The organism is Paenisporosarcina indica (genome assembly GCF_001939075.1).
GTDB classification, from domain to species: domain Bacteria; phylum Bacillota; class Bacilli; order Bacillales_A; family Planococcaceae; genus Paenisporosarcina; species Paenisporosarcina indica.
The window spans coordinates 215071-226660 of sequence record NZ_MPTA01000004.1 but is presented as its reverse complement, the minus strand read 5'-3'; the positions used below and the strand labels follow the sequence as shown (position 1 = coordinate 226660).

Annotated in this window: 11 protein-coding genes; 7 read left to right on the top strand and 4 right to left on the bottom strand. The window is 39.3% G+C overall.

Annotated elements, in window-relative coordinates:
• Window positions 1–178: 178 nt before the first annotated feature.
• From GY23_RS12040 to GY23_RS12020, 5 genes are all read left to right on the top strand, one after another.
• Complete coding sequence (locus GY23_RS12040) at window positions 179–916, top strand: pirin family protein (protein ID WP_075619466.1); 738 nt, start codon at window positions 179–181, stop codon at window positions 914–916.
• 355 nt (window positions 917–1271) lie between these two features.
• On the top strand, window positions 1272–2900 hold the full coding sequence (locus GY23_RS12035; RefSeq protein WP_075619465.1) for an ATP-binding protein: 1629 nt from the start codon (window positions 1272–1274) through the stop codon (window positions 2898–2900).
• Window positions 2893–3600 (top strand): response regulator, encoded by a 708-nt coding sequence (locus GY23_RS12030; protein WP_075619464.1) that lies wholly within the window; start codon window positions 2893–2895, stop codon window positions 3598–3600. The genes GY23_RS12035 and GY23_RS12030 overlap by 8 nt, the downstream gene beginning before the upstream one ends.
• A 151-nt stretch (window positions 3601–3751) precedes the next feature.
• Entirely contained in the window at window positions 3752–5077 is a 1326-nt protein-coding gene (locus GY23_RS12025) for a CitMHS family transporter (protein ID WP_075619463.1), read from the top strand.
• 346 nt (window positions 5078–5423) lie between these two features.
• Entirely contained in the window at window positions 5424–6353 is a 930-nt protein-coding gene (locus GY23_RS12020; protein ID WP_075619462.1) for an AEC family transporter, read from the top strand.
• 344 nt (window positions 6354–6697) lie between these two features.
• Here the strand turns inward: GY23_RS12020 and GY23_RS12015 are convergent, their stop codons facing one another.
• Window positions 6698–7726, bottom strand: coding sequence for a DUF4179 domain-containing protein (locus GY23_RS12015; RefSeq protein WP_075619461.1), 1029 nt, complete (start codon window positions 7724–7726; stop codon window positions 6698–6700).
• The gene (locus GY23_RS12010) at window positions 7723–8286 is read right to left on the bottom strand and encodes a sigma-70 family RNA polymerase sigma factor (protein WP_075619460.1); all 564 of its coding nucleotides are present in this window, start codon (window positions 8284–8286) and stop codon (window positions 7723–7725) included. The genes GY23_RS12015 and GY23_RS12010 overlap by 4 nt, the downstream gene beginning before the upstream one ends.
• A gap of 277 nt (window positions 8287–8563) precedes the next feature.
• On the opposite strand from GY23_RS12010, the gene GY23_RS12005 reads away from it, so the two are divergent.
• Window positions 8564–9088 carry an RNA polymerase sigma factor gene (locus GY23_RS12005; protein ID WP_075619459.1) on the top strand — a complete coding sequence of 175 codons (525 nt, stop codon included), beginning with the start codon at window positions 8564–8566 and terminating at the stop codon, window positions 9086–9088.
• Window positions 9069–10133 (top strand): hypothetical protein, encoded by a 1065-nt coding sequence (locus tag GY23_RS12000; RefSeq protein ID WP_075619458.1) that lies wholly within the window; start codon window positions 9069–9071, stop codon window positions 10131–10133. Before GY23_RS12005 ends, GY23_RS12000 begins: the two co-directional genes overlap by 20 nt.
• Window positions 10134–10411: 278 nt before the next feature.
• On the opposite strand, the gene GY23_RS11995 is transcribed toward GY23_RS12000, so the two are convergent.
• Window positions 10412–10864 (bottom strand): DMT family transporter, encoded by a 453-nt coding sequence (locus tag GY23_RS11995; protein WP_075619457.1) that lies wholly within the window; start codon window positions 10862–10864, stop codon window positions 10412–10414.
• 23 nt (window positions 10865–10887) lie between these two features.
• Window positions 10888–11586: a Crp/Fnr family transcriptional regulator gene (locus GY23_RS11990; RefSeq protein ID WP_075619456.1), complete on the bottom strand. Its 699-nt coding sequence runs from the start codon at window positions 11584–11586 to the stop codon at window positions 10888–10890.
• Between the last annotated feature and the right edge of the window lie 4 nt (window positions 11587–11590).

Here is an 11590-nt window from a genome sequence, read left to right as displayed (position 1 = left end):
GGAGGAATAGTTCTTTATACCTCCGCACTTTAGTGCTGTTGATCCCCCACTTATTCTTCTTGGTTTTCTTGAAGGCTTAAAGTGGGGTAAGTACGTCAATTTAATGCGGGATAACAACAAAATCGACTCCCTATCGAGAGTCGATTTTGTTATATGCCAAGAGGAAGGGGTCTTTATCTTGTTACAAAAACTTGAAGCTGGAAATCATGCACAGCCGTTCAGAGGTCCTTTTACAATTACACGAGTCCAACCAGGTAATATTTTGGGAGATGAAACAGCAGATACTGCATGGGGACCGTTAGCTATCATTGATCATGCGGTCATGAAAAAGGGCTTAACGATTAAAATGCATGAACATATCAACGATGAAATTTTAAGTTATATATGGACAGGTGTCACGCACCATAAAGATTCCGCAGGTTTTGAAGCACCGATTGCAAGAGGTAAATTAATGATGATGAATGCAGGAGCTAGCTTTTGGCATGAGGAAAAAGTGAAAGAAGATGAGGTTGAAATGCTTCAAATCTTCGTCCGACCGAATGAAACGGATCTTTCACCAGAAATTCAGTTTCATGATAAACCGGCAGACAATCGAAATTGGTATGTCATGGTTGGACCTGAAGGAAGCGAAGCACCACTTTACGTTAGGCAAAATGTCTACATGTTAGATGCACATCCTAAAGCTGGCGAAGAGTTGGAAGTTCCAACGTATGTAGGATTTAAACCATTTCTCTACGTGTTGAACGGTGAAATTACGGTGCAAGATCTCATAATTGGTAAACAAGAAGCCGTAACAGATTTAGTCAATCCGCTTCCATCTCTAGTCGCGAATGAAGACACTACAATTGTATTGTTCTTTGTCGATTTGAATGCACCGATGTCTATGGATGGGACAATTAGTGGCTTGAAGAAATAGTAATTAAAAAGTTCAGAAGCATTGCGGGCAAACTGTTACTTTAAAGGTAGACTACATCGTTCAAGTGGTTTATGCCAGTCACTCATTAACGGAGATTTCAAGAAGATTTCCTACATACGGAGAACGAATGGCCATTGATTCAAATTTTCTTTATCTACAACTGGTCCGTACTCGATAACTGTTAGCATCTCGTTTTTCTAATGAAGTGACTAAAACAATGATCCATATCTGTCACAGATTAAAGTGAAAATGTCAGTCACCATCAATTTCGGTATTGGTGGTCGGGTTGATAAAAGCAAGAGAACCGTCCCCCTGCTTCCGCTAGAAGCAATCAAAATTGTATGAGGTGAACACAATGTTTTTGTCTTCTCAGTTAAAACGCCCCGGACTTTTCGGACAAATGGTCCTTCTTATGCTGGCTGTAATCGTATCTTGCATTCTGCTTATCACGGTTTTTTTTGCATCGATTATTGACCAACTGATTGAGAAAACCACTGGACAGCAAGCCTTGACAGTTGCCGAATTGGTTGCCGAAAACGCTTCAATCATTGATGCGTTTTCTACAGAAGATCCAGCACAGTCGATTCAGCCATTAGCTGAGAAACTTAGAGTTCGGACTGGCGCAGATTATATTGTTATAGCAAATAAAGAAGGGATTCGTTATTCCCATCCCCATCCAGATCAAATTGGCCGAGTTACTGAGACAAGCAACGAAATTCCGCTGACTGGAGAATCCATTGTTTTTATTGATAACGGTATTTTAGGTGAAGCAGTTAAAGCGAAAACACCGATTTATGACGAGAAGGGCGCTATTATCGGAATTTCTTCCGTTGGCTTCTTAACGAGCGAAGTAGAGGATGTGATATTCTTATATCAATTGCGCGTGGCTGGTTTCGGTGGTCTCGCCCTGCTTATTGGCATTCCGGGCGCCTTCTTTATTGCCCGCCGCGTCAAGACGCTTATTTTTAATTTGGAGCCAGAGGAGATTTCCCATGCCTTTTCTGAAAAACAAGCCATTCTCGAATCGATAGTGGATGCGACACTGGCCATTAGCCCTGCGCTTGATATTTTATCTGCCAATAAAAAAGCGCGTGACATTCTAGGCGAACATGCCATAGGTACGCTAACGGAGCCTCATTTGCAAGCACTTATACAAACCGCTTTGCAGAATCCTAACTCCTTAATTCAAGACCGAGTACTCATGAACAACTTGATATATATTGTTGACATCTCGCCTATCCAGGCTAAAGAAACGGCAATTTCTGGATTTGTGCTGACAATTCGCCCCTTCTCTGAAGTTGAAGACTTGGCGAATGAACTTATTGAAATTCAGCAGCATGCAAACCATATTCGAGCGCAGACCCATGAATATTTAAATAAATTAAACACATTAAATGGCCTCCTGTTATTGGAGCGTTACGATGATGCAAAGGCATTTATGAAGATGGAAGTGCAAGAGTTGCAACAAACCGTCACCTTTTTAATGACTACAGTCAAAGACCCTTTGATTGTGGCCGTTCTTCTTGGGAAAGTGAACCGTGCCAAAGAAATGAAAGCATCGCTCACATTTGATGCAAACAGCCAGTGGTTAGACTTCCCTGATACCATACAAAGCGAGCATATCGTTACAGTAATTGGCAATTTGATTGATAATGCCCTGGAAGCCTCTTCTGCCTTGAATGGAACAAAAGCCGCTGTCCACTTATCTTTTACAGACTTTGGGAACGAGCTGATTATGGATATTGAGGACAATGGTAAAGGCATGACCGCTGAAGAAGAAGCTTATTTCTTTACAGAAGGAGCGACAACTAAAAATCATGCCCAGCATGGCCTTGGTTTGGCAATTATGCAGCATGCATTGCATCAGCTTGGTGGAGAATGGTACCGGTCAGATCGTTTACAGGGAGGAACATGTATGACAATCGCTATTCCAAAAACTAGTATCGATTACACAAACACGAAGGAGAGAAAAAATCATGACTAACCCTTCAATTGGGGTTCTTATCGTTGAGGATGACCCTGTCGCCGCGTCTGTATATGAACAACTTATTAAAAATAAAGAAGATTTCACTGTTATAGGGAAAGCACAAACAGCTTCAGAAACCATTCAATTGTTGAACGTGATTACACCAGAGCTCATCCTGCTCGATGTTTATCTCCCGGACGCAAATGGAATTGATATACTTTTTCAAATCAAACAGGCTTACCGCCATATTGACGTGATTATGATAACAGCTTCAAATGATTCAAAAACGATAGGAGATTCAATGCGGGGAGGAGCCTTTAGCTATCTACTGAAACCGATTATGGTTGAAAGCTTTTTTTCAACTCTTGAAAACTACCGCCAAACAAGGGAAGCTTGGCAGTCGAATGCTCATATCAAACAAGAAGACATACAACGCATCTTTCACAAAAGTGTTACAACAACCGATGCCAAGCATGGAACCGATTCCTTGCCAAAAGGCATCGACAAACATACGCTGCGTAAAGTTATCCTCGCAATGAAAGCCGCTTCCACAAGCCTAAATGCTGAAGAGGTTGGAATGCAAATTGGTGCAAGTCACTCCACTACGAGACGCTATTTAGAGTATTTGGTTTCTAGTGACTTATTGGAAGTGGATATTGTCTATGGCAGTGTTGGTCGTCCAGAACGTCGTTACAAACAACCTAGCAAGCACTCCTAAATAGGTTTGATTATTTGTTGTATAAAAAATATGAAAAAAATGAAATCAATTGCCTGTTATTAAATTAAAACAACTAAACTATTCTTCAAAGAGCAGCCCTGTTAAAGTTAACCAAAATGAAGCGCTTACATAGTAATAAGGGGGATTTTAAATGCTCGCATTGTTTGGGTATAGTATGGTTGCTATTTTTATGATATTAATTATGACAAAACGAATGTCTGCACTACTGGCATTAATTATCGTTCCAATTGTATTTGCCTTAATTGGGGGATTCTATACAGGCATTGGAGATATGATGCTCGAAGGGATTGCCCAAGTTGCTCCTACAGGCGTCATGCTTGTGTTTGCTATCCTTTATTTTGGCATCATGATCGATGCAGGCTTATTTGAACCAATTGTCAATGCGATTTTGCGGATTGTAAAAGGAGATCCGTTAAAAATTGCGCTCGGAACAGTTGCGCTCGCATCGCTTGTTGCCCTAGATGGGGATGGAACAACAACATTCATCATCACCGTCACAGCAATGCTGCCTTTGTACAAAAAGCTAAAAATGAATTTATACATGCTCGCTACGCTCGCGCTTCTCTCCATCGGCGTCATGAACATGACACCTTGGGGCGGACCGACAGCCCGAGTCATCAGCTCGCTACAGCTCACGACCGAGGAAGTATTCCTTCCGCTCATTCCTGTGATGGCAGCCGGAATAAGCTTTGCGTTTCTCGTTGCTTGGTACTTTGGATTAAAAGAACGTAAACGGATTGGCATCCATCAAATTGATGCCTCAACCGCCAATGAAATGCACTTAGCCGAGATTCAAGTCGCCGCTACTGTTGCTAATAGGGAAGAACCCGTAGCGCTACAACGTCCAAAATTGATTTGGGTAAACGCAGGACTGACAATCGGTCTACTTATTGCCTTAATTGTCGGACTGCTGCCGCTGCCCGTTCTCTTTATGCTCGGATTCGCCATCGCCACCATGATAAATTACCCAAATCTGGCGGAGCAAAAAGAACGCATTACAGCCCATGCTGGGAATGTTCTTGCAGTTGTCGCACTAGTCTTTGCCTCAGGGATATTCACAGGGATTATGAATGGAACTGAGATGGTTGATGCAATGGCTACCGCACTTGTGCAAGTCATTCCGGAACAATTAGGAAGTCAGCTACCTTTAATCACTGCAATCACGAGCATGCCATTTACGTATTTCATGGCAAACGATCCGTATTATTATGGAATTATCCCAATCATTGGCGAAACCGCTGCAAGCTACAATATTCCTATGGCTGAAATTGCCCGAGCATCCGTTCTCGGTCAACCTGTCCACGTGCTAAGTCCGCTTTATGCGGCAGGTTATCTGCTAGTCGGTATGCTTGGAATTGACTACGGTCAGAACCAGCGCTATGCCTTGAAATGGGTAGTTGCTTCTTCATTATTTATGATTATTGCTGCAATTATATTTGGCGTTATTTCTATTTAATAGTAGGGGAAGATATAGAAGATAAATTGAGAACCGGTGCGAATGCGCCGGTTTTTTTGCTCATTCTCTATAAACAAATCAATATAAAAGCTTTTTTACCACTCGAATTTTGAACATAACGTTACCTCCTCCTTTACAAGGAAACAGCCATATTATGATAAGTTCAAGCAATAAATAGGTTCTGGATGAAGGCCTTCTTGTCCTCGTTTCAATAATTCTAGTATTTTCAGAAATGCTTTATCATAAAATTCTGGTTACTAAATATATAGAAATAACAAAGGAAATGCATTGTAAATGGAGAATGTATATTAATGAATACAGTTCACACACGAACGGAGTCATTGAAATGTCCTTTTTAGGTACAGTCTTTCTAAATGTTATATTGCCAATATTAATCCTTTTACTAATCGGCGCGGTCTTGCAACGGAAGTTTAATTTTGATTTAAAGGCTCTCTCGAATTTGATTACATATTGTTTCATGCCGGCAGCTGTTTTTATCAATATTTATGAAACAGAAGTTGATATTCATATCCTTTTTGAAATTATTGGTTACCTAATCATCTTTAGTCTTTGTTTGATGCTGGTAAGCTTCTTGATTGCTAAATTTCTTAAACTGGATAAAGGAGAATCCGGGATATTCAAAAATAGTGTAGTTTTAATGAATTCAGGAAACTATGGAATTCCTGTTAGCCAATTAATCTTCCAGGCAAATCCTCTCGGCATTTCAATCCAGATTATCGTATTAGTATTTCAAAACATCATCACCTATACATATGGGTTATACAACCTAATTTCAGCTACAAAATCTGGCCTTGACGTATTGAGAGCACTTTTGGTACTTCCGATTATTCATGCGATGATACTCGGAGGGATATTTAATGCTTTCAAAATCGGTATTCCTGAATTCATATGGACGCCAATTGATCAACTTGCCAATGCGTTTATCGCAATTGCATTGATATTATTGGGCGCGCAACTCGCGAAAATTCAATTTAAAACCCTATTTAACAAGATGATTATTGTCAGTAGTTTAGGAAGATTAATCATCGGTCCAAGTATCGCACTGATCCTCATTTACCTTATGGGGATAGACGGGGTGGTCGCTCAATCGCTGTTTATAGGAAGTTCATTTCCGACTTCAAGGAACAGTGCAACCCTTGCTCTAGAGTATGATGTGTATCCAGATAATGCTGCGCAAACCGTTTTAATGACGACGGTGCTGAGCAGTATCACGGTTACATTCGTCGTTTATTTATCAGCAATTTTATTTGTTTGATGTTCAATATCATTATTCGTCAAGAAAAAATAGAAATGATAAACAGGAAATACTTTGAGATTTAGAGAATTGAAAAAGTTGGTTGAAACTTATAGTTATGTAATACTTTATTGTTGATGTTTACTTGTTTATAGATATGGAGCTGTTTTACGGAATAGCAAGAGTAGGATTTGACACAACCTAAATATAAGAGAGTTTAGAAATCTTGGGCTACCGAGAACATGGTGTTCACTGATTTCATAAAGAATCCCAAGGTCTTTGGAAAGCACGATACTACTCCTGCGGTTACTCGTCGCAAAGGAAAGGTCCTTGTCTAGAGATATAGACAAAGACCTTTCCTTTTGCTATTTCAAATCGATGATAATCGGCTCCGTAAATTTTGTTTCTAGACCTCTGCCAGAACCTAGTGAAAAGTAAATCATAGGGACAAGTTTGAGTGATTTCGCATTTGGGTCTATCGCTTTAATAGTGGCACTCGACTCGAAAGACACTCCATTATCATTACTTTTACTACCATTTGAATCCACTATATAAGTGTTTCCAAGATTATCTTGGATAGTTTCAAATTGTACGGAAACGAATGGCCATTGTTTCAAAATCTCTTCATCTACAACCGATTCGTACTCGATAACGGTTGACATCTCATTTTTTTTCAATGAAGTGACTACAACCGTGACACCATGATCTGTCACAGATTGTTGAACGGGCTGTATTTCATTATCAAGTTTTGAGAGTGTAAAGTTAAAATTCCAGTCACCATTGATTTCGGTATTTGTGGTTTGATCGATAAATGTTTTTGGCTGCCAACTCACTTCTATTTCAGCAGGCGCAGCGGTGTCGAAATGGGGAGTTAACCTTTCAAGTCCAACATACCTCGTGTCACTGATTTTACGAATAGCTCCCGAACCACTTAATCCACTTGCTCCTTTAATATCAAAACGATTTGACGTATAAGTGCTTGGGCTCAAATCGGCATCCGTTTCAATCGCATATGAAACGGTTAGTGACGTTCCGTCAAAAACTGCATTTTCAATCATTATGGAAGTACCGTTGCTTATTTGTGTGTAGCCAATTTCAGTTGCAAAGTCACCATATTTCTCGTATATCGAATCTTCTTTATTAAAATAACTGATGACATTTTGCATGAACGGAATTTGTGAAGCAAACGTTGGAAAAGTGTAGCTCATTGTTGTAACAGCACTAACGAAAACTATTGCTGCTACAGTAAGATATCTTAATTGTACAAAACCTTTCTTTTTTCGACTATTTACTAGTACAGTGTGTTTAATTTCAGCCTTCCTAGAATCGGTTAAGCTCATTGGTTCAATGTTCTCTATATCTAAATCTAGCCACTGTTTATAGCTTTCGGTCATATTAATCGCTCCTTTAATTGAATCATCGTAGCTAACTTTTTCTTCCCGCGGTATAGTCGGTTTTCAACCGCAGCTTTTGATAAATTAAGGGCTTCCGCAATTTCAATATTGGATAACTGCAAGTAATATTTCATCATGAAAATATCGCGATCAATCTCTTCTAACTTGCTTACGGCAAGTAATAAATCTTTACTATCCTCTTTTTTAACAAGTTGCTCCGTCACTTCGTCGTTTTTTGATTTTTGCTCAAACAAATCGTCACTGTGTTCTCGTGCTTGTTGTTTTTCAAGTTTTCGAAATAGATCAATCGCCTTATATTTCGTCATCATACCGATCCACTTTTTAAAGTCCTGGGGTTGGCCTTTAAATTGCCCGGCATTTTGCCAAACTGCTAAATAAACATCATTCACACAGTCATCTATAGCATCCTTACTAATTCCAGAGAGAACTTTATAAGCAATTGCATTTACTAAAGCTGAATAGTGCTCGATTACATATTCAAGTGCATCTTCTTTTTGTTTTTGCAAACGTGTAACAAAATTATTAGAATTACATCGCATTATTTAGTCTCCTTTATGTATTCGAAAAAGCCTTTTCAATAACTATATCGAAGCTTGTTACATTAAACTCTCAAATACTTTGTGAATTATTTTCATTAACGAACGCATGCCCCTTTAGGGGGTCAGAAAAGTGAGTCAGTTAGCCTTTCATCTTTCCAACAACAGAGACAGACTAAGACGGTGCTTTTCGTTTTTCTAACAAAGTTGCCTCAAATGCTTTTTTGCGACCGATTTTCAAACTGTACGTCTAAGTAATAGAGAAAGGAGTTGAATATGGGTGAGTTCTAGAGAATTGATTACGGAGTGGTATGACGATTATGGTGAAGCCGTATTTACATACATATTTATGATGTTGAAAGATTACCAACAGGCTGAGGATATAACACAGGAAACCTTCGTGAAGGCCTTTCGGAAGCATCATACATTTTCAGGTCAATCCAGTATTAAGACTTGGTTATTCAGTATTGCGCAAAATACGGCAAAGGACCATCTACGTAAAATGAACCCTTGGCGATATCATTTGGATTTACCGATGAACGAGAAGGATTCAGCCCCTTTGCCTCATCAAATGATGGAAATGAATGAACAAGAAGTGGCATTGTATAAGGCTATAAAAATGCTAAAAAGAAATTACCGTCAAGTGTTGATATTACGTAAACTAAAAGATTTTTCAACAAAGGAGACCTCAGAAATATTAGGGTGGTCGGAGAGCAAAGTGAAAAGCACATTACAAAGAGGATTACAGGAATTAAAGAAACAGCTACTCGAAGGAGGGTTTGAATATGAATCGACGGTTGGATGATGATTTGCAAGAATCCTTGAAGAACCTGGATCAAAAAATTCGAATGAAAGCGGAGTACCAAGACCAATTACGTAAGCGTGTCTTAGGGGAAATTCAAAGGCCAGTGACTAAAACATCATCAAACAGGAAAATCTGGATTTCTGCTGCGGTTGTATTGCTGTTGTTTTTAGGAAGTTCTCCATTCTATTCCACAACGATGGCATCATTAGTCGCGAAAATAATACCACTAGAAATCAAAGTGAATGATGCTACCATTCATGAATCGATTATGGCTGTTATTGAAAGGGAAGGCTATGAGGCATCTTTTGTCGGAACAATACCAAATCCTTATACGATTGAAATTTCACTGATGGAAGCTGAAGACAATCTTTCAACAATGAAAGAAGTACTTGAACCTAAAATTGAAAATCTACTCTATGAAAAAGGAATTGATTCATATAAGTTGAAAATCACACAATTTGAAGGAAGCGTAGAGACACCAGAAAAATATATTGAATCAAATGAACGAATGGAGAGCGTTGGGACAATTATCAGAGATGCTTTTAGTCATTTTGGATATACGGAACTGGCGCAAGCGGTGACATTTGGAATTTCTGAGGAATTCCTTTCAAAAACACTTGAATTGGATATGCCAGACCATATAGAAGAGGCAGAAGACATCCTTTCTTTCGTAAAAGATGGCATCAAAACAGAGGACCTGGATATTAAACATGTCGAGCTTCGTTATTACAATGAAAAGCATAGGCAGCAAGACAACCGATGGTCATATATTGCCAGTGATATACATGAATCAATGGCTGGGAAGTCAACTTATAATATCACAGGCATCAGCTATAAAGTGAAGGGCGGAGTCGCGAACGTCTCGATAAAAACAGTCCTCCCTGAAAATACTGAAGAGCAAATTATTTCAGAAATAGAAACTGCACTGCGCAAATTTCTTTCGTCAGAAGAGGTTAGAGAAATGATTCAAAACGACCAATACAGCATTGTGTTATTAAGCAAATCGAAAACGGAGCTTTTGCAGATATCCAATGTTGCTGAATAAAAATAGTGAAATCGGGTGAATTAGAAGGTGATACGCTTGTCATAATAAATGTTCACCTATTGTTAAAATCACTAGTTTCGATCATCCCGTTACAATTGATCAGCTACTACGCATTACTACACCGTGGCTGTGTGTTGAAAAATGTTTATTGATTTGATGAACAGGCACTGTTTAAGAAGGAATGAAATGATCAAATTGATAGAAGCAGTCAAAAAACCCTTTCATTATTTGTTTAAAAGGGTTTTTGTGATGGGGGTGATTCCTGAAAAAAATTGTTCCTAAGCCGATATGTGTTTCTTGCCGCCAAGCTTAAATACTAGCACACCCGCCACGACTACCATTACGCCTATCAGTTGTTGGGACGTGAAGGGGACTTTTTCCAAGCCAAGCCAGCCGAATGAATCCCACAATAATGCAAATGCCAACTGGGATGCAAGTGAGATGGATATTGCGAACGTAGCCCCAAGATAATTGATTCCTTGTACGATACAAGTCACCACGCCAACTCCAATCAATCCACTGACCCAATACCAAGGCTCCATGTTGTGGAGTGCAAAAAGGTTCTTTCCTTCCACCAAGAGCCCAATCAGGAAGGATGCCACAAATCCCAGACCCAATACCAATGTTGTAGTAGTCCATGAACCAGTATGTACACTGACCTTACTATTGAAAATGTTTTGCAGACCAACTAGCGAACCGGCAAGTAGCGCGAATAAGATTCCTATAAGCATTCCAGTCATCTCCTTTAAACTATTTATTCGTAAATGTTGCCATTTCCTAACATGTATAGAGCGTTCCTATCTTTGATTACGAGGGAGCCTTTACTGCGCTCCACCAAGCCATCGGCACAAAATTTCTGAAGGACTCGATTTAGGTGACGGTAGCTTGTCCCGATTAAATTAGCCGCATCAGGTAGACTGGATGTGCTGATTTTTTGTTGGAATAAAGGATCATTGTCATCGAATGAAATGGATAAAAGATAGCTGGCTAACCGAACCTCCACGGAGTACATTAAGTTAAAGCTCATCGTATTCGATTTAATATAGAACTTTTGGGAGATGATTCCTAACAAAAACTGTAGAAAGTTGGCATCCTCTTTTGCATATTTGTTCAGCCATTGATGATGTACCCCAATCATGATGACAGCAGAAACAGCTTCAACCGTGTTGAGAATTTCCGTTCTTTGTACATATTCAATATCCCCGATTATTTCAAGTGGTTTTTTAAAGGAAAGGATAAGTGTTTTGCCCTCAACAGAAGTGGTAGATATTTTCACTTTTCCTTTTACGAGGATATAGAGATGGTTTGATTCTTCCCCCTGTGAACAGACACGTTCACCTTGATCAAAGTGATATAGAGCAAGAAAGGGGAGAAGCTGTTCGTTGAAAATGGATTCGATGTTATGTAATTTTATATACTGTTGTAATTGTTGGCGATTATTGAATTCTTTCATGGCA